The sequence below is a fragment of the Citrobacter sp. CK199 genome (assembly GCF_030333285.1).
Lineage (GTDB): Bacteria > Pseudomonadota > Gammaproteobacteria > Enterobacterales > Enterobacteriaceae > Citrobacter_B > Citrobacter_B koseri.
The window spans coordinates 35,778-54,346 of sequence record NZ_JAOWGF010000025.1 but is presented as its reverse complement, the minus strand read 5'-3'; the positions used below and the strand labels follow the sequence as shown (position 1 = coordinate 54,346).

15 protein-coding genes are annotated in these 18,569 nt (G+C 51.8%); 10 read left to right on the top strand and 5 right to left on the bottom strand.

The genetic code is table 11. The features are described from left to right. Positions 1 to 18 precede the first annotated feature (18 nt). On the top strand, positions 19 to 1,128 hold the full coding sequence (locus tag OGX75_RS09080; protein ID WP_130029227.1) for a YcbX family protein: 1,110 nt from the start codon (positions 19 to 21) through the stop codon (positions 1,126 to 1,128). On the opposite strand, the gene zapC is transcribed toward OGX75_RS09080, so the two are convergent. Both zapC and pyrD read right to left on the bottom strand, forming a co-directional pair. Continuing rightward, positions 1,125 to 1,667, bottom strand: a complete 543-nt coding sequence (gene zapC, locus OGX75_RS09075) for a cell division protein ZapC (RefSeq protein WP_024130474.1) — start codon at positions 1,665 to 1,667, stop codon at positions 1,125 to 1,127. The genes OGX75_RS09080 and zapC overlap by 4 nt on opposite strands. A 170-nt stretch (positions 1,668 to 1,837) precedes the next feature. Next, positions 1,838 to 2,848 carry a quinone-dependent dihydroorotate dehydrogenase gene (gene pyrD, locus OGX75_RS09070; RefSeq protein ID WP_049009865.1) on the bottom strand — a complete coding sequence of 337 codons (1,011 nt, stop codon included), beginning with the start codon at positions 2,846 to 2,848 and terminating at the stop codon, positions 1,838 to 1,840. A gap of 243 nt (positions 2,849 to 3,091) precedes the next feature. Here pyrD and ssuE point away from each other — a divergent pair, with 243 nt between their 5' ends. Genes ssuE through ssuB form a run of 5 tightly spaced genes read left to right on the top strand, consistent with a single transcriptional unit; the run spans position 3,092 to position 7,343 of the window. Then, complete coding sequence (gene ssuE / locus OGX75_RS09065) at positions 3,092 to 3,667, top strand: NADPH-dependent FMN reductase (protein WP_012132980.1); 576 nt, start codon at positions 3,092 to 3,094, stop codon at positions 3,665 to 3,667. After that, positions 3,660 to 4,634, top strand: a complete 975-nt coding sequence (locus OGX75_RS09060) for a sulfonate ABC transporter substrate-binding protein (protein WP_012132981.1) — start codon at positions 3,660 to 3,662, stop codon at positions 4,632 to 4,634. The genes ssuE and OGX75_RS09060 overlap by 8 nt, the downstream gene beginning before the upstream one ends. Continuing rightward, positions 4,631 to 5,776 (top strand): FMNH2-dependent alkanesulfonate monooxygenase, encoded by a 1,146-nt coding sequence (ssuD, locus tag OGX75_RS09055; protein WP_012132982.1) that lies wholly within the window; start codon positions 4,631 to 4,633, stop codon positions 5,774 to 5,776. The genes OGX75_RS09060 and ssuD overlap by 4 nt, the downstream gene beginning before the upstream one ends. An 11-nt stretch (positions 5,777 to 5,787) precedes the next feature. Then, the gene (gene ssuC / locus OGX75_RS09050; RefSeq protein ID WP_012132983.1) at positions 5,788 to 6,579 is read left to right on the top strand and encodes an aliphatic sulfonate ABC transporter permease SsuC; all 792 of its coding nucleotides are present in this window, start codon (positions 5,788 to 5,790) and stop codon (positions 6,577 to 6,579) included. Further along, on the top strand, positions 6,576 to 7,343 hold the full coding sequence (gene ssuB / locus OGX75_RS09045) for an aliphatic sulfonates ABC transporter ATP-binding protein (protein ID WP_012132984.1): 768 nt from the start codon (positions 6,576 to 6,578) through the stop codon (positions 7,341 to 7,343). Before ssuC ends, ssuB begins: the two co-directional genes overlap by 4 nt. Positions 7,344 to 7,415: 72 nt before the next feature. Here the strand turns inward: ssuB and pepN are convergent, their stop codons facing one another. Continuing rightward, positions 7,416 to 10,028 carry an aminopeptidase N gene (gene pepN / locus OGX75_RS09040; protein ID WP_058668969.1) on the bottom strand — a complete coding sequence of 871 codons (2,613 nt, stop codon included), beginning with the start codon at positions 10,026 to 10,028 and terminating at the stop codon, positions 7,416 to 7,418. Positions 10,029 to 10,242: 214 nt separating this feature from the next. Continuing rightward, positions 10,243 to 11,250 (bottom strand): stealth family protein, encoded by a 1,008-nt coding sequence (locus tag OGX75_RS09035; RefSeq protein ID WP_012132987.1) that lies wholly within the window; start codon positions 11,248 to 11,250, stop codon positions 10,243 to 10,245. 685 nt (positions 11,251 to 11,935) lie between these two features. Here OGX75_RS09035 and pncB point away from each other — a divergent pair. From pncB to aspC, 4 genes are all read left to right on the top strand, one after another. Then, the gene (gene pncB, locus OGX75_RS09030; RefSeq protein WP_047457743.1) at positions 11,936 to 13,138 is read left to right on the top strand and encodes a nicotinate phosphoribosyltransferase; all 1,203 of its coding nucleotides are present in this window, start codon (positions 11,936 to 11,938) and stop codon (positions 13,136 to 13,138) included. 215 nt (positions 13,139 to 13,353) lie between these two features. Further along, a complete protein-coding gene (gene asnS / locus OGX75_RS09025) occupies positions 13,354 to 14,754 on the top strand; it encodes an asparagine--tRNA ligase (RefSeq protein ID WP_114848414.1) in 1,401 nt (466 codons plus the stop codon). 595 nt (positions 14,755 to 15,349) lie between these two features. Beyond that, positions 15,350 to 16,468: a porin OmpF gene (ompF, locus tag OGX75_RS09020; protein WP_286451643.1), complete on the top strand. Its 1,119-nt coding sequence runs from the start codon at positions 15,350 to 15,352 to the stop codon at positions 16,466 to 16,468. A gap of 184 nt (positions 16,469 to 16,652) precedes the next feature. Beyond that, entirely contained in the window at positions 16,653 to 17,843 is a 1,191-nt protein-coding gene (aspC, locus tag OGX75_RS09015) for an aspartate transaminase (RefSeq protein ID WP_049009177.1), read from the top strand. Positions 17,844 to 17,916: 73 nt separating this feature from the next. Here the strand turns inward: aspC and OGX75_RS09010 are convergent, their stop codons facing one another. After that, complete coding sequence (locus tag OGX75_RS09010; RefSeq protein ID WP_012132997.1) at positions 17,917 to 18,564, bottom strand: MBL fold metallo-hydrolase; 648 nt, start codon at positions 18,562 to 18,564, stop codon at positions 17,917 to 17,919. Positions 18,565 to 18,569 lie beyond the last annotated feature (5 nt).

Here is an 18,569-nt window from a genome sequence, read left to right as displayed (position 1 = left end):
TCGTTCGAGGGCTGTACAGTGGTGACGTTAACCCGGCTTTTTATTCATCCGGTCAAATCGATGCGCGGCATCGGCCTGACGCATGCGCTGGCAGACATCAGTGGCCTGGCTTTCGATCGTATCTTTATGGTTACTGAACCTGATGGCACCTTTATTACCGCCCGCCAGTTTCCGCAAATGGTGCGCTTTACGCCTTCTCCGCTACACGACGGATTACATCTTAGCGCCCCGGATGGCAGCAGCGTGGTGGTGCGCTTTGCTGATTTCGCCGCGCAGGATGCGCCAACCGAAGTCTGGGGAAACCATTTTACTGCCCGTATCGCCCCGGACGCGATAAATCAGTGGTTAAGCGGATTCTTTTCCCGTGACGTGCAATTACGCTGGGTCGGCCCCCAACTTACGCGTAGAGTCAAACGCCGCGACGACGTGCCGTTGTCATTTGCCGATGGTTATCCCTTTCTGCTGGCCAACGAAGCCTCACTGCGCGACTTACAGCAGCGTTGCCCGGCTGGCGTGAAAATAGAACAGTTTCGTCCCAATCTGGTCGTTTCCGGCGCGGCGCCCTGGGAGGAAGACACCTGGAAGGTCATTCGTATCGGCGACGTCGTCTTTGATGTCGCAAAACCGTGCAGCCGTTGTATTTTCACCACCGTCAGCCCTGAGAAAGGGCAAAAGCACCCAACGGGTGAGCCGCTGGCAACCTTGCAAACCTTTCGCACGGCGCAGGACAACGGCGATGTTGATTTCGGGCAGAACCTGATTGCGCGTAACAGCGGCGTCATTCGCGTAGGCGATGAGGTTGACATTCTCGCAACCGCCCCCGCCAAACCTTATGGCGCCGCAAATTCTGATGATGCGGTGGCGCCGGAAAAACAGCCTGATACGACAGTCACTATCGACTGGCAGGGGCAAACCTTTCGTGGGAATAACCAACAGGTGCTGCTTGAACAACTGGAGAATCAGGGTATCCGCATCCCTTATTCATGTCGGGCCGGAATCTGCGGCAGTTGCCGGATAACGCTGCTGGAAGGCGAAGTGAGTCCGTTGAAAAAATCAGCGATTAACGATGACGGAACGATTCTTAGCTGTAGCTGCGTGCCAAAAACCGCGCTCAGGCTGGGAAATTAAACCGCTTGTTCAAGGCTGAAGCTGGCGAGTCGCTGTTGCGGCTTCAGTCTGTCGTTCATGATCTTAATCGCATCGCCAAGCTGCATAGTGCGTCCAGCCACGACGACACCGGGCTGGGCCAGCAGGCACAGCGCCGCGTTTTCACCCGGCTCAACCACCAGTAAATTCACCTGCTCTTCGGTATCGCTAAGCCACACGCAGGCGGCATCACCCACCGTTGGCGTCCAGATCTCGCCGTGTGCGACAAAATGCCAGCTTTTTGGCATCTGTGGTTTCAGATAACGGATCGCCACCAGCGCATTGAGCACCAGTTCCGCTTTTTGTTCTTTCGATAATTCGAGATCGCGACATTTTTCTTCAAAAGAGAAATAGAGCGCGGCGTCATCGACACAAAAACCAGACGGCGAAAATGCATCCGGCGTGAGCATTTTGCGAGCAAAGCGCGAGCGAAATAACATGCCATTGGCTAAATCGAGCATCATTCGGTCATGCTCTTCATCATAATACCAGCGCCAGTTATCGTCAGGTTTAATTCGCATTGTACTCTCTCCCGTTTCCATCACCCTGTTGCAAAAATGTCCTTTTTCACCGCTTCGTTTATTACCTTAATAAGCAAAGCCTAAAATGTTTAAATAAGCAACAATGAAGGAATATAAAACAACCAGGGCCGGAAATAAAGCCCTGGTTGTCTGATAATGAGAGAAAAGAATCAAATATGGGTAACGATTTCTTTAATCAGTTGCGGGCCTTTAAAAATAAAGCCGGAATAAATTTGTACCAGCGTAGCGCCAGCAGCCATCTTCTCACGCGCCGCGATGACAGAATCTATCCCGCCGACGCCAATAATCGGTAACTGTCCTTTCAATTCCTGGGACAGTCGGCGAATAATTTCTGTACTTTTTAACTGTAATGGTCGACCGCTTAAACCACCCGTTTCATCGCAATTTTTCATTCCCTGAACCAGAGAACGATCGAGTGTCGTATTTGTCGCAATCACACCATCAATATTATGGCGAACTAAACTGTCCGCCACCTGGATCAATTCGTCCTCAGAAAGATCCGGGGCGATCTTTACCGCGATCGGAACATATTTATGGTGGATCGTCTGGAGATCATTTTGCTTATTTTTAATTGCCGTCAGCAAATCATCCAGCGCCTCGCCATATTGTAGCGTACGTAACCCTGGGGTATTTGGCGAAGAGATATTAATGGCGATATAACCGGCATATGCATAGATTTTTTCCATACAAATCAGATAGTCATCTTTGCCATTCTCTACCGGCGTATCTTTATTTTTGCCGATATTAATTCCGAGGATACCGTCGAAATGCGCTTTTTTGACATTCTCTACCAGGTTATCAACGCCCAAATTATTAAAGCCCATCCGGTTGATCAACCCTTCGGCATCAACCAGGCGGAAAAGGCGCGGCTTATCGTTACCAGGCTGAGGGCGCGGCGTCACGGTTCCGATCTCAATCGATCCGAATCCCATTGCGCCCAGAGCGTCGATGCACTCTCCGTCCTTATCCAGACCCGCAGCAAGGCCGAGCGGATTCTTAAATGTCAGCCCCATGCAGCTTACTGGCTTCGCAGGGACTTTCTGTCGGACAAGCGCTTCCAGCGGCGTGCCTGTTACACGGCGTAATTGCTGAAACGTAAATTCATGAGCGCGCTCTGGATCGAGCTGAAAAAGGGCTTTACGAACGAAGGGGTAGTACATGAACTCTCCTGGATTCCCGGTGTGCAGACCGGGGGCGTATTATGTGCGATATCCAGCGAAAAGGGAATTGACTTGCGGCAATAAATAGCAATCGTTTTCCTTGTTGTCCTCTTTTTATTCAATTTCCAACTTTTCTATCCCGCATAAATCATTTCGGTAAACAAAATCTCTCTGTCAGACTGCACAAATTGTTATCAATGTTAATGAAAATCGAATAATTAGTTATAAGGGGAGATTGAGATTATGCGCGTCATCACTCTGGCGGGAAGCCCACGCTTTCCCTCTCGTTCCAGTGCGTTACTGGAATATTCACGGGAAAAACTGAACAGTCTGGACGTCGAAGTCAGCCACTGGAATTTGCATAACTTTGACCCCGAAGACTTGCTATATGCGCGTTTCGACAGCCCGGCGTTAAAAACATTTATTGAACAATTACAGGATGCAGACGGACTGATCGTCGCAACGCCGGTTTATAAAGCCGCCTATTCCGGGGCGTTAAAAACGTTGCTCGACCTGCTTCCTGAACGAGCGCTGGAAGGCAAAGCCGTATTGCCGCTGGCAACCGGCGGTACTGTCGCCCATTTACTGGCCGTTGACTACGCGCTCAAGCCGGTGCTGAGCGCGCTGAAAGCACAAGAGATCCTGCACGGCGTATTTGCCGACGATTCCCAGGTAATTGATTACCAGCATAAACCGCAGTTCACCCCTAATTTACAACATCGCCTTGACAGCGCGCTTGAAACATTCTGGCAAGCGTTGCACCGCCGCGATGTGCCGGTTCCCGTCATTCATTCACCACGAGGCGTTGCCCATGTTTAAATTTTTCAGACATCGTCCTCAATGGCTGGCGCTGGCCGGATTGCTCTCGCTTTCGGCCTGGTCACACGCGGCAGAGTCAGCGCCTGACGCACTGCGCATCGGCTATCAGAAAGGCAGCATCAGTATGGTGCTGGCGAAAAGCCACCAACTGCTGGAGAAGCGTTACCCGCAAACCAAAATCTCCTGGGTTGAGTTCCCGGCAGGCCCGCAAATGCTGGAGGCATTGAATGTCGGCAGTATCGATCTCGGCAGTACCGGCGATATCCCCCCTATTTTTGCGCAGGCTGCCGGGGCGGACCTGGTTTATGTTGGCGTTGAGCCTCCCAAACCAAAAGCCGAGGTCATTCTCGTCCCTGAAAACAGTCCGATAAAAACCGTCGCGGATCTGAAAGGACACAAAGTCGCCTTCCAGAAAGGTTCCAGTTCGCACAATCTGCTGTTGCGCGCACTGCAACAGGCCGGACTTAAATTTACCGATATCCAGGCCACATACCTGACGCCAGCAGACGCCCGCGCCGCGTTCCAGCAGGGGAATGTCGATGCGTGGGCAATCTGGGACCCTTACTATTCCGCTGCGCTGTTGCAGGGTGGCGTTCGCGTCCTGAAAGACGGGACCGACCTGAAACAAACCGGTTCGTTCTATCTGGCGGCGCGCCCTTATGCCGAAAAGAACGGCAGCTTCATTCAGGGCGTTCTGGACACCTTCAGTCAGGCCGATGCGTTAACGATAAGCCAGCGTGAACAAAGTATCACCCTGCTGGCAAAAACGATGGGATTGCCTGAACCGGTGATTGCCACCTATCTGGATCATCGCCCGCCAACCACCATTACGCCGGTGAGCGCCTCTGTCGCTACCTTGCAGCAGCAAACCGCCGATCTGTTTTACGACAACCGTCTGGTGCCGAAAAAAATTGATATTCGCCAGCGTATCTGGCAGCCCACTCAACAAGAAGGAGCAAAATTATGAGCCTGAATATGTTCTGGTTTTTACCTACCCACGGTGACGGGCATTATCTGGGAACCGAAGCAGGCTCGCGCCCGGTCGATCACGGTTACCTGCAACAAATCGCGCAAACGGCGGACCGCCTGGGCTTTACGGGCGTATTGATCCCAACCGGGCGTTCCTGCGAAGACGCCTGGCTGGTTGCCGCCTCAATGATTCCGGTCACACAGCGACTGAAATTCCTGGTCGCCCTGCGCCCAAGCGTCACGTCGCCAACGGTTGCCGCCCGTCAGGCTGCAACGCTGGACAGACTCTCCAATGGCCGCGCGCTGTTTAATCTGGTTACCGGTAGCGATCCGCAGGAGCTGGCCGGTGACGGCGTCTTCCTTGACCACACCGAACGCTATGAAGCCTCATCCGAGTTTACGCAGGTATGGCGACGCCTGCTGCAAGGCGAGACGGTGGACTTCAACGGTAAACATATTCATGTTCGTGGCGCAAAATTGTTCTTCCCTGCCATTCAGCAACCGTATCCACCGCTCTATTTTGGCGGTTCATCGGATGTCGCACAGGATCTCGCCGCTGAGCAGGTCGATCTCTATCTCACCTGGGGCGAACCGCCTGCGCAGGTAAAAGAGAAAATTGAACAGGTACGCGCCAAAGCAGCGGCTCGCGGGCGTAAAATCCGTTTCGGCATCCGCCTGCACGTTATTGTGCGTGAAACCAATGAAGAGGCCTGGCGTGCGGCCGATCGCCTGATTGCTCACCTGGATGACGATACGATCGCCAAAGCACAAGCCGCATTCGCCAGAACGGATTCTGTCGGTCAGCACCGGATGGCCGCGCTGCATAACGGTAAGCGTGATCAACTGGAGATCAGCCCTAACTTGTGGGCAGGCGTCGGGCTGGTGCGCGGCGGCGCGGGAACCGCTCTGGTGGGTGATGGCCCGACCGTCGCCGCACGTATTAATGAGTACGCGGCGCTGGGTATCGACAGTTTTGTGCTCTCCGGTTATCCGCATCTGGAAGAGGCCTACAACGTGGGCGAACTGCTGTTCCCGCATCTGGACGTCGCCATCCCGGAAATTCCGCAACCGCAGCCTCTGCATCAGCAAGGCGAAGCTGTTGCCAATGAATTTATCCCCCGTAAAGCCGCGCAGAGTTAAGGAGTACGCCAATGGCAACGCCCACAAACAAATGGTTATTGCGCGTTGCCCCCTGGTTTTTACCGGTGGGCATCGTGGCGGTCTGGCAAATAGCCTCTTCGATGGGCTGGTTGTCAACCCGCATACTACCCTCTCCTGAAGGGGTGATCGCGGCATTCTGGACACTCTCCGCCAGCGGCGAACTCTGGCAGCATCTGGCCATTAGTTCGTGGCGCGCTTTCATCGGCTTTTCAATTGGCGGTTCTATCGGTCTGACGCTGGGGCTGATCAGCGGTTTGTCGCGGTGGGGAGAACGTCTGCTGGATACTTCAGTACAAATGCTGCGTAACGTACCGCACCTGGCGCTGATCCCGCTGGTGATTTTATGGTTCGGGATTGATGAAAGCGCGAAGATTTTTCTCGTGGCGCTGGGAACGCTGTTTCCGATTTATATCAATACCTGGCATGGGATTCGTAATATCGATCGGGGTCTGGTGGAGATGGCTCGCAGCTATGGCTTATCCGGCTTCCCGCTGTTTGTGCATGTGATCCTCCCCGGCGCCCTGCCCTCTATTATGGTTGGCGTCCGTTTTGCGCTCGGGTTGATGTGGCTGACGCTGATTGTGGCGGAAACCATTTCGGCGAACGCCGGGATCGGCTATCTGGCGATGAACGCCAGGGAATTCCTGCAAACGGACATCGTCGTGGTCGCGATTATTTTGTATGCCCTGCTCGGTAAACTCGCCGACGTCAGCGCGCAGCTGTTAGAGCGCGTCTGGCTGCGCTGGAATCCTGCTTATTACACGAAAGAGGCAACCGTATGAATACCGCTCGTCTTAATCAGGGAACGCCGCTACTGCTCAATGCGGTAACCAAACAATATGCTGACAACACGGTGCTGAACCAGTTGGATCTGCATATTCCCGCCGGGCAATTTGTGGCGGTGGTTGGACGCAGCGGTGGCGGGAAAAGTACGCTGCTGCGTCTGCTGGCCGGTCTGGAATCCCCTACGGCTGGCGAATTGCTTGCCGGAACAACGCCGCTGGCCGAGATCCAGGACGACACGCGTATGATGTTCCAGGATGCGCGCCTGCTGCCGTGGAAGTCGGTGATCGATAATGTTGGATTGGGTCTGAAAGGCGGCTGGCGGGATGCGGCGCGTCAGGCGCTGGCGGCGGTCGGTCTCGAAAACCGGGCGACGGAGTGGCCTGCGGCGCTGTCCGGCGGGCAGAAACAGCGTGTCGCGCTGGCCCGCGCGCTGATCCACCGGCCGGGATTATTGCTGCTGGATGAACCTCTCGGCGCGCTGGATGCCCTGACCCGGTTGGAAATGCAGGATTTGATCGTCTCGTTATGGCAAGAACACGGTTTTACAGTGCTGCTGGTCACGCATGACGTCAGCGAGGCCGTGGCAATGGCCGATCGGGTTCTGTTGATCGAGGACGGGAAAATTGGTCTGGACTTGACGGTGGATATCGCGAGGCCGCGCCGTCTGGGGACGGTACGTTTAGCGGAACTGGAAGCGGAAGTGTTGGGTCGGGTGATGCAACGTGGCGAAAATGAGGCTCCGCTACGCAAGCACGGTTAAAAAATGCCGGATGGCGCTGTTGCTTATCCGGCCTACACGTAAATGGTAGGCCGGACGCATCCGGCAATATTATCAGGCTAACGCTTTGGTAATCTTCTCGAACAGATCGCCAGAGAGGTTTTCCAGCCCTTTCAGTTGCTCCAGCGCGGCGCGCATTTTTTCCTGGCGCTTCGCATCGTAACGTTTCAGACGAATCAGCGGTTCAATCAGGCGTGATGCCACCTGTGGGTTACGGCTGTTGAGGTCCGTCAGCATTTCGACCAGGAACTGATAGCCGCTGCCGTCTTCAGCATGAAACGCCGCCGGATTGCTCCCGGCAAATGCGCCAATCAACGAACGAATACGGTTCGGGTTGCTCATACTGAAAGAACGATGCTTCAGGAGGCCACGCACCGTTTCCAGCACGTTATCCGCCGGGCTGGTGGATTGCAGGATAAACCATTTATCCATGACCAGTCCGTCCTGATGCCACTTATCATCATACTCCTGCATCAACGCGTCACGGCACGGCAATTGCGCCGCGACCGCCGCCGACAGCGCCGCCAGCGCATCGGTCATATTATTGGCTTCATGGTACTGCTTGCTCACCAGCGTATCCGCCAGGTGGGTTTCACCAAAGGCCAGGAAGCGCAGACAGGCATTGCGTAGCGTACGCTTGCCAATGTCGGCGTGTTCAACGCGGTACTCATCAAGATGATTCGCGTTATAGATTGCCAGGAATTCGTCTGCCAGTTCCGCCGCCAGCGTGCGGGTCAACGCTTCGCGGACTTCGGCAATCGCCAGCGGATCGATGATCTCGAACAGTTCCGCGATCTCATTCACCGAAGGCAACGTCAGAATTTCCGCCGCCAGCGCCGGATCGATTTTCTCATCCAGCAGAACCGCCCGGAAGGCATCCGCCACATGTACCGGCAGCGACAGCGGCTGCCCCTGCTGGTGGCGCGCAACGTTCAGCTTAATATACGTCGCCAACAGGCTTTGCGCCGCGTCCCAACGTGAGAAGTCATTGCGCGAATGACGCATCAGGAACGTCAGTTGTTGATCGCTCCATTTGTACTCCAGTTTCACCGGCGCGGAGAATTCGCACAGCAGTGCTGGCACCGGCTGGAAATACACATTGTCAAAGACAAAGGTTTGCTCCGCCTGGGTTACATTCAACACGGAATTGACCGGATGACCGCCCTTCTGCAACGGAATAACGTTGCCTTCGTTGTCGTACAGCTCAATCGCGAACGGAATATGCAGCGCTTGCTTTTCTGCCTGATCCGCCGTCGCAGGCGTACGCTGACTAATGGTCAACGTGTACTGTTCCGTTTCCGGGTTATAGTCGTCCCGTACGCTGACAACCGGCGTGCCGGACTGGCTGTACCAGCGGCGGAAGTGAGACAAATCGACATTCGACGCATCCTCCATTGCTTGCACAAAGTCATCACAGGTAGCGGCGCTGCCGTCATGACGCTCAAAATAAAGCTGCATCCCTTTCTGGAAATTCGTTTCGCCCAGCAGCGTGTGGATCATACGAATCACTTCCGCGCCCTTCTCGTAGACGGTCAGGGTGTAGAAGTTGTTCATCTCAATGACCTTATCCGGGCGGATAGGATGCGCCATTGGGCTCGCGTCCTCAGCAAATTGCAGACCACGCATGGTGCGCACGTTGCTGATGCGGTTCACCGCGCGGGAGCCGAGATCGGAACTGAATTCCTGGTCGCGGAAAACGGTCAGGCCTTCTTTCAGACTCAACTGGAACCAGTCGCGACAGGTAACGCGGTTACCCGTCCAGTTGTGGAAATATTCGTGACCAATAACGCGCTCAATGTCGAGATAATCTTTGTCGGTCGCCGTATCGGTGCGGGCCAGCACATATTTGGAGTTAAAGACGTTCAAACCTTTATTCTCCATCGCGCCCATATTGAAGAAGTCCACCGCCACGATCATGTAGATGTCGAGGTCATACTCCAGGCCGAAACGCTCTTCATCCCATTTCATGGAATTTTTCAGCGAGGTCATCGCCCACGGCGCACGGTCCAGATTGCCGCGATCAACGTACAGTTCCAGCGCCACCTCCCGGCCAGAACGCGTGATGAAGGTATCGCGCAGTACATCGAAATCGCCCGCCACCAGCGCAAACAGGTAGCAGGGTTTCGGGAACGGGTCCTGCCACTGCACCCAGTGACGGCCATTATCCAGTTCACCCTGCGCAATACGGTTGCCGTTGGAAAGCAGGAACGGATATCTGGATTTATCGGCAATGATTTTGGTGGTAAACCGCGCCAGCACATCCGGGCGGTCAAGATACCAGGTTATATGGCGGAAACCTTCCGCTTCACACTGCGTACACAGCGCGTCGCCTGACTGGTACAGGCCTTCCAGCGCCGTGTTCGCCGCCGGGCTGATCTCATTCACAATGCGCAGAGTAAAGCGCTCGGGCAGACTGCCGATCACCAGCTCGCCCTCTTCTTCTTTGTAGTCAGTCCACGGCGCATCGTTTACATGGAGGGATACCAGTCGCAGATCTTCACCGCTCAGGCGAAGGGGCGCGTCAGATGCGCCATGACGGACAGCCTGACTCAGTGCTGTAACGACGGTTTTCTCAGCATCCAGGTCAAAGGTCAAATCAATGTCAGTAATCTGGTAATCCGGGGCACGGTAGTCGTGACGGTATTTGGCTTGTGGCTGTTGTGTCATAAAAAACCTTTAGCATCTTTTGTAGAGTCCCGACTCCAGTCTATTCCTGTTGTCGAAATCGCGCTATGCAGAATGTTCATCTTTTCAGACACAAACACTCTTTTTGCTACATTTTTATAACATAAAGGCGTCACGTTTAAAATCACGGAGGCCGTTCAGGCCCCCACCAGCCAAATGAAAACGTCACATCACCAGTACAATGAGAACCACAGGCTTAAATCTCAAAACTTGATTTATGACCAAGCCTCATTTCAAAGGCATTTCTTAGCGTAGTCGTTACCTTTTCAAAATCGTGTAACTTTTCAGTGTCATTAAAACAGGCCTGCGCGGTGCCATTTGACAGCGTCTTGATGGCCTCGTTTATGTTACTGGACGACAAATTGAAATATACTCCACGCCCTTCCGGGTTCTTAGGATTAAAGTTACCGTGGGCCAGTTGCCAGTACCTGAATAAATACTGCGTTAAACATAATGGCTCTCTGAACCTTTTGCTTGATGATTTTTTCAACAACTCCTCTTCGGCCTGCCATATCTCAGTGAATGTACTTTTCAGGAATGGCTGCGGAAGATGCTTACCGTAGAAGCCTTCAAAATAACTTGCACGACGGTTCATAAAATTTTTCAACAGACCTTTTTTATAACGTAAGCTATAGTATTTACGTCTGTTTTCTTTGATTATTGTCTTTTTATTAATATGCGTATTTAAAACACTGACATTAAGAAATTCTGACGACCTCATTATGATCTCATCTTTATTTTTAGGTGATTGTTTTTTTATGATGAGGAAGTCATTAGGATAGCCATTATCAAAATAAAAATCTTCCCGCAAAGGAGAGGTAATGAACGTATCGTCATTAAATAAAACAAATTTATTACTGAGATCTTTTATCCGATGAAGATTTAACTCTATCGTATTAGAGTTGAACGTTGGTAAATATTCCGACGGAATAAACTCATCATGAAAGACAATATTTAATTTTTCATGTTCTACATTGATCCATGACGGAATTTGTCCACAGGTAACCAAATGTACTTTTCTTACCCATGGCGCATATTTTTCGACACATCTGAACCAATATTTAAAGATACCCATATCCCTGAACCGCGCAGGGTGGACGGCTCTCTCACCGTGGCTACCTTTTCCTTTGAACTCAGTAAACTTTTCTTGCCAGGCTACATCGGTTGAATCAACCCATAAAACAACAAAATCAATATCACTCATCGTTTTTATCTCAAATAATCATTGCGCTCATAAAATATAACAAGTCCGAAAGGCTATTTTTAACCCCATCAAGGCAAAGGCAAACAAGATGAGCACGGTTAAATTGCCTGACGATGAACCCGCCGGAGCGGTGAGTCGCGCATAAATAATCAGGTAATAAAAGCATCAGCCGGGCACGTTTTCATACCCTTTAAGCCTTTGAGAATAAAGATTCAATATTGATAAGCCCAGGTAATAGAGGGTTTTCCTGGGTTCGAACAGGCTCTGCGATACTTTATCGCGAAAATGATACATGACGGATTCAGATGAAATCAAGGACAGAAGTCATAGAATCGCCCTGTTATCCGGTAATGCAGAATGATTTTTGAAGAAAAAACAAACGATGAGATGATTCTTACGCGTCGATATTTCACGATCTGATCAATTTGATTATTGGGGGCGGGATGAACATTGTCTCCACCAGCCCCTCAGGGCGCGGCATCGGGGGCTAACAGTGATTAAATTCAAAGAGTTAATAGCATACGTTCTACATTTTCATAACACGCGGCACGAAATGCACTCGACCGCAAAGACAGCTTATGTTGTGATCGGGGTTCAATAAATCGCTAAACAAGGTATACTCCAGCGGTTTTCTTAGTTGTTTATTGTACTAAACGCTCCCGTGAGAGGATGCTACTGCGCACCTATGACACAATTCGCTTCTCCTGTTCTGCACTCGTTGCTGGATACAGACGCTTATAAGTTGCATATGCAGCAAGCCGTTTTTCACCACTACTATGATGTGCATGTAGCGGCTGAATTTCGTTGCCGTGGTGACGACCTGCTCGGTATTTACGCCGACGCTATTCGCGAGCAGGTGAATGCAATGCAACACCTGCAACTTCAGGAGGACGAGTTCCAGTGGCTCTCCAGCCTGCCCTTCTTTAAAGCTGATTATCTCAACTGGTTACGTGACTTCCGCTATAACCCGGAACAGGTCTGCGTGACCAACGATAACGGGAAGCTAAACATCCGCTTAACCGGTCCGTGGCGCGAAGTCATCATGTGGGAAGTCCCGCTGTTGGCGGTGATCAGCGAACTGGTGCACCGTTACCGCTCGCCGGAAATGGGTGTGGCGCAGGCGCTTGATGCGCTGGAAAGTAAACTCGTCGATTTCTCTGCATTAACCGCCGATCTCGATATGTCCCGCTTCCATCTGATGGATTTCGGCACCCGTCGCCGTTTCTCTCGCGAAGTGCAGCAGGCCATCGTCAAACGCCTTCAGCAAGAACCGTGGTTTGTCGGCACCAGTAACTACGATCTCGCCCGTCGGCTATCGCTTACGCCTATGGGCACTCAGGCGCATGAATGGTTCCAGGCGCATCAGCAAATCAGCCCGGATCTGGCAACCAGTCAGCGCGCAGCTCTCGCCGCCTGGCTGAATGAATACCCTAACCAGCTCGGTATCGCGCTGACGGACTGCATCACGATGGACGCTTTCTTACGCGACTTCGGCACCGAATTTGCCACGCGTTATCAGGGCTTACGCCACGATTCTGGCGATCCGGTTGAATGGGGTGAAAAAGCCATCGCCCATTACCAGAAGCTGGGCATTGACCCGCTGAGTAAGACGCTGGTCTTCTCAGATAACCTCGATCTGAAGAAAGCAGTCGATCTCTATCGTCACTTCTCTTCACGCGTGCAGTTGAGCTTTGGTATTGGCACCCGTCTGACCTGCGATATCCCGCAGGTGAAGCCGCTCAATATTGTCATCAAGCTGGTGGAATGTAACGGCAAACCGGTCGCCAAATTGTCAGACAGCCCGGGGAAAACAATCTGTCATGACAAAGCTTTTGTGCGTGCATTACGTAAAGCTTTTGACCTTCCTCATATAAAGAAAGCCAGTTAATCATTGTTGGCCGGATAACGCGCTTGCGCCGCTATCCGGTCGACAGAAAGCACGTCTTATCGCGACTTTGCTTCCCTTTTCATGTTTATTTCCGAAATCTTTCGTTCCAGCTGCGAATTCTGCTTGTCTGATTGCAGATGCCAGGTAACATAGGTATCCCCCCAAGCAGGGTGGACAAGTGTTTATTTTTTCCGACTATTAACAGAGAGAATATTATGAGCGTTGTGCCTGTAGCCGACGTACTCCAGGGCCGCGTAGCCGTTGACAGCGAAGTCACCGTGCGCGGATGGGTGCGTACCCGCCGAGATTCAAAAGCTGGCATCTCCTTCCTCGCCGTTTATGACGGTTCCTGCTTTGATCCTGTACAGGCTGTCATTAATAATTCTCTGCCCAATTACAATGAAGACGTATTGCGTCTGACAACCGGCTGCTCGGTTATCGTCACGGGTAAAGTCGTTGCGTCTCCAGGACAAGGGCAAAGTTTTGAAATTCAGGCCACCACGGTTGAAGTAACCGGTTGGGTTGAAGATCCTGATACCTATCCGATGGCGGCGAAACGCCACAGTATCGAATATCTGCGTGAAGTCGCGCACCTGCGTCCGCGCACCAATATGATTGGCGCAGTCGCGCGCGTGCGCCATACGCTGGCGCAAGCGCTGCACCGTTTCTTTGACGAGCAGGGTTTCTTCTGGGTTTCGACGCCGTTGATTACCGCCTCCGATACCGAAGGCGCGGGTGAAATGTTCCGTGTATCAACATTGGATCTGGAAAACCTGCCGCGTAACGACCAGGGCAAAGTCGATTTTGATAAAGACTTCTTTGGGAAAGAGTCCTTCCTGACCGTATCCGGCCAGTTGAACGGCGAAACCTATGCGTGCGCCCTGTCTAAAATCTATACCTTTGGCCCTACATTCCGTGCAGAAAACTCCAACACCAGCCGCCACCTGGCTGAATTCTGGATGCTGGAGCCGGAAGTCGCCTTTGCCAACCTGAATGACGTAGCTGGCCTTGCCGAAGCGATGCTGAAATATGTCTTCAAAGCCGTACTGGCTGAACGCGCGGATGATATGAAATTCTTCGCCGAGCGTGTCGATAAAGATGCGATTTCTCGTCTGGAACATTTTATTGATGCAGACTTCGCCCAGGTTGATTACACCGATGCGGTCACAATTCTGGAAAACTGCGGTAGGAAATTCGAAAACCCGGTTTACTGGGGTGTGGATCTCTCCTCTGAGCACGAACGCTATCTGGCAGAAGAGCACTTTAAAGCGCCAGTGGTAGTGAAAAACTACCCGAAAGACATTAAAGCGTTTTATATGCGCCTTAACGAAGACGGTAAAACCGTGGCGGCAATGGATGTTCTGGCGCCGGGCATTGGTGAAATCATTGGGGGTTCCCAGCGTGAAGAGCGTCTGGACGTACTGGATGCCCGTATGGCGGAAATGGGCCTGAATAAAGAAGATTACTGGTGGTATCGCGATCTGCGCCGCTACGGTACTGTTCCGCATTCAGGTTTCGGTCTCGGCTTCGAGCGTCTGATCGCTTATGTCACCGGCGTGCAAAACGTTCGTGATGTGATTCCGTTCCCGCGTACTCCACGTAACGCCAGTTTCTGATTTTAAAAGGCCAGCTTTGCTGGCCTTTTTCTCTCTCAGAATGTCAAGTTTTATGGATAAGAAGTAAACAAATCTAAAAACAAGCCCCTCAGCTCCCCCTTCCTGTTACCTGATATTTCATTGCAACATCTCAGTACAAAAAATAATCCCTCCGATCATTGCGGATTAGTTTTTCCTCACCTGATAGCATAATTTTTAATCAATCGCACGGCATTCCAGACGTCTGAAAAAAGTTATCAATCACACCCTCGTTCAATCACATTTGCAGTAAGTGCTATGTTTAGAAAAATTAAACATAAGGAAATCATATAAATAGAAATAAAAATGGGAAATGGTGGCTGAAATTGGCCCGAAATTTGAAGTCGTTCACAAAGCGCCAAAAATAAAACATTTAGTTACACATTTTTTCTTTTTGAAACTAATTCTTTATCTTTGTAGCACTTTCACGGTAGCGAAACGGTGGTTTGAATGGAAAGATGCTTGTCAGACACATAAAGACACCAAACTCTCATCAATAGTTCCGTAAATTTTTATTGACAGAATTTATTGGCGGCAGTGGCAGGTGTCATATAAAAACCAATGAGGGTAATAAATAATGATGAAGCGTAATATCCTGGCAGTGGTAATCCCTGCCCTGCTGGCAGCTGGCGCCGCAAACGCAGCCGAAGTGTATAACAAAGATGGCAATAAACTGGACCTCTACGGTAAAGCGGTAGGTCTGCACTACTTCTCTAAAGACAACGGCAAAAACAGCTACGGCGGTGATGGCGACCAGACCTATGCACGTCTGGGTTTTAAAGGTGAAACCCAGATCAACGATCAACTGACCGGTTACGGCCAGTGGGAATACCAGTTCAGCGGTAACAGATCCGAAGGTGGTTCTGACTCTCAGAAAGGCAACAAAACCCGTCTGGCATTCGCGGGTCTGAAACTCGGCGATGCGGGTTCTCTGGACTACGGTCGTAACTACGGTATCGTTTACGATGCACTGGGCTACACCGATATGCTGCCAGAATTTGGTGGTGACACCGCATACAGCGATAACTTCTTTGTTGGCCGTGTTGGCGGTGTGGCAACCTACCGTAACTCCAACTTCTTCGGCCTGGTTGACGGCCTGAACTTCGGTGTTCAGTATCTGGGCAAAAACGAGCGCGCAAGCAACTACGTTGTTAACGCAGACGATTCCAGTAACTTCAGCGACGTACAGCGCTCTAACGGCGACGGCTGGGGTGCATCTCTGAGCTATGAATTCGAAGGCTTTGGTATCGTTGGTGCTTACGGTGCCGCTGACCGCACCAACGCTCAGCAAGATTCTCGCCTTGCTGGTCGTGGTAAAACCGCTGAGCAGTGGGCTACTGGTCTGAAATACGACGCCAACAATATCTACCTGGCAGCCAACTACGGTGAAACCCGTAACGCCACGGCTATCGACGGCGGCTTCGCCAACAAAACTCAGGACATCCTGTTAGTTGCTCAGTATCAGTTCGACTTCGGTCTGCGTCCGTCCATCGCTTACACCAAGTCCAAAGCCAAAAACGTTGAAGGCGTGGGTAGCGAAGATCTGGTCAACTACATCGAAGTTGGCGCGACTTACTACTTCAACAAAAACATGTCCACCTATGTTGACTACATCATCAACCAGATTGATTCTGACAACAAACTGGGCGTAGGCTCTGACGACACGGTTGCTGTAGGTATCGTTTACCAGTTCTAATCAGCAGACCTCTTTGTTAAATGCCTAAAAAACAGGACTTCGGTCCTGTTTTTTTATGTCTGCCAGCAAAATCTGGCGTCTTAAAAAAACACTCAGGCTTTTTGTCACTAACAGTTGGCATTTTGTAAATCTGCCGTTAACCTGATTACGGATTTCCCTTCTGTAACCACAATGGAACCTCGTCATGTTTGAGAACATTACCGCCGCCCCTGCCGACCCTATTCTGGGCCTGGCCGATCTGTTTCGTGTCGATGACCGTCCCGGAAAAATTAACCTTGGTATCGGTGTCTATAAAGATGAGACAGGCAAAACGCCGGTGTTAACCAGCGTTAAAAAAGCCGAGCAGTATTTACTGGAAAATGAAACCACCAAAAACTATCTCGGTATTGATGGTATTCCAGAATTCGGCCGTTGCACGCAGGAATTACTGTTTGGCAAAGGTAGCGCGCTGATCAATGACAAACGCGCTCGCACCGCGCAAACGCCAGGCGGTACTGGCGCGCTCCGTGTTGCCGCGGACTTCCTGGCAAAAAATACGGCGGTAAAACGCGTGTGGGTAAGTAATCCAAGCTGGCCAAACCATAAGGGCGTGTTTAATTCCGCCGGTCTGGAAGTGTGCGAATACGCTTATTACGATGCAGAAAACCACGCGCTTGATTTCGATGCCTTGCTGGCAAGCCTCAATAACGCGCAGGCTGGTGACGTCGTTCTGTTCCATGGCTGCTGCCATAACCCAACCGGTATCGATCCGACGCTGGAACAGTGGCAAACGCTGGCTCAGCTTTCTGTCGAAAAAGGCTGGCTGCCGCTGTTTGACTTCGCCTATCAGGGTTTTGCTCGCGGTCTGGAAGAAGACGCGGAAGGTCTGCGTGCGTTCGCAGCGCTGCATAAAGAGCTGATCGTCGCCAGTTCCTACTCTAAAAACTTTGGCCTGTATAACGAGCGTGTCGGTGCCTGTACGCTGGTTGCCACAGATGCGGAAACCGTTGACCGCGCATTCAGTCAGATGAAATCCGCCATTCGCGCCAACTACTCTAACCCTCCGGCACACGGCGCATCCGTTGTAGCGACTATCCTGAGCAATGATGCCCTGCGTGCTATCTGGGAACAAGAACTGACCGATATGCGCCAGCGTATTCAGCGCATGCGTCTGTTGTTCGTCAATACGTTGCAGGAAAAAGGCGCAGATCGCGATTTCAGCTTTATCACCAAACAGAATGGCATGTTCTCATTCAGCGGCCTGACGAAAGAGCAGGTACTGCGTCTGCGTGAAGAGTTTGGCGTATATGCGGTGGCTTCTGGTCGCGTCAACGTGGCTGGAATGACGCCGGATAACATGGCTCCGCTGTGCGAAGCCATTGTCGCCGTACTGTAAGTATCATAGCGCCAGGTAGTGCCTGGCGCTTACCCGGCCTACAGTGGTTTCCCATTGCAGACCGGACAAGAATTTACCAGACCGGCATTTCATCTTGCAGGAACGGGTTATGCAGTCGCTCATGACCAAGCGTCGACATCGGCCCATGACCCGAAATAAACGTCACATCATCGCCCAACGGCAATAATTTACGCTTGATCGAATCAATCAGCTGAGCGTGATCGCCACGCGGGAAATCGCTGCGCCCAACGCCGCCTTTGAAGATCACGTCACCGGAAATCAGTAGCCGTGAAGACTCATCAAAGAAGACGATATGGCCCGGCGTATGCCCAGGACAATGCAACACCTGTAAAGTCACATTCCCTACGCTAATACGGTCTCCTTCATTCAGCCAACGGTCAGGCGTCAGCGGCTGACACTCTTCCAGACCAAACATGCGACTTTGCGCCGGTAAACCCTGTAGCCAGAACTCATCTTCTTTTTCCGGGCCGATCACTGGCACGCCATAATGCTTCGCCAGTTCCGCCGCCGCGCCAACATGATCGAGATGACCGTGCGTAAGCAGGATCTGCATCAACGTCACGCCGCTGGCGTCCACTTCCTGTTTGATGGTCTGTGCGTCGCCGCCGGGATCGACCAGCGCGGCCAGACGGGTTTGCTCACACCAGATCAATGAACAGTTCTGGGAGAATGCGGTGACCGGAATAATACGATAGTTCATACTGC

Bases quoted from the DNA above. Each gene is read 5' to 3' on its own strand.
- zapC (WP_024130474.1), bottom strand. From the start codon at position 1,667: ATGCGAATTAAACCTGACGATAACTGGCGCTGGTATTATGATGAAGAG.
- pyrD (WP_049009865.1), bottom strand. From the start codon at position 2,848: ATGTACTACCCCTTCGTTCGTAAAGCCCTTTTTCAGCTCGATCCAGAG.
- ssuE (WP_012132980.1), top strand. From the start codon at position 3,092: ATGCGCGTCATCACTCTGGCGGGAAGCCCACGCTTTCCCTCTCGTTCC.
- OGX75_RS09060 (WP_012132981.1), top strand. From the start codon at position 3,660: ATGTTTAAATTTTTCAGACATCGTCCTCAATGGCTGGCGCTGGCCGGA.
- ssuD (WP_012132982.1), top strand. From the start codon at position 4,631: ATGAGCCTGAATATGTTCTGGTTTTTACCTACCCACGGTGACGGGCAT.
- ssuC (WP_012132983.1), top strand. From the start codon at position 5,788: ATGGCAACGCCCACAAACAAATGGTTATTGCGCGTTGCCCCCTGGTTT.
- ssuB (WP_012132984.1), top strand. From the start codon at position 6,576: ATGAATACCGCTCGTCTTAATCAGGGAACGCCGCTACTGCTCAATGCG.
- pepN (WP_058668969.1), bottom strand. From the start codon at position 10,028: ATGACACAACAGCCACAAGCCAAATACCGTCACGACTACCGTGCCCCG.
- OGX75_RS09035 (WP_012132987.1), bottom strand. From the start codon at position 11,250: ATGAGTGATATTGATTTTGTTGTTTTATGGGTTGATTCAACCGATGTA.
- pncB (WP_047457743.1), top strand. From the start codon at position 11,936: ATGACACAATTCGCTTCTCCTGTTCTGCACTCGTTGCTGGATACAGAC.
- asnS (WP_114848414.1), top strand. From the start codon at position 13,354: ATGAGCGTTGTGCCTGTAGCCGACGTACTCCAGGGCCGCGTAGCCGTT.
- ompF (WP_286451643.1), top strand. From the start codon at position 15,350: ATGATGAAGCGTAATATCCTGGCAGTGGTAATCCCTGCCCTGCTGGCA.
- aspC (WP_049009177.1), top strand. From the start codon at position 16,653: ATGTTTGAGAACATTACCGCCGCCCCTGCCGACCCTATTCTGGGCCTG.
- OGX75_RS09010 (WP_012132997.1), bottom strand. From the start codon at position 18,564: ATGAACTATCGTATTATTCCGGTCACCGCATTCTCCCAGAACTGTTCA.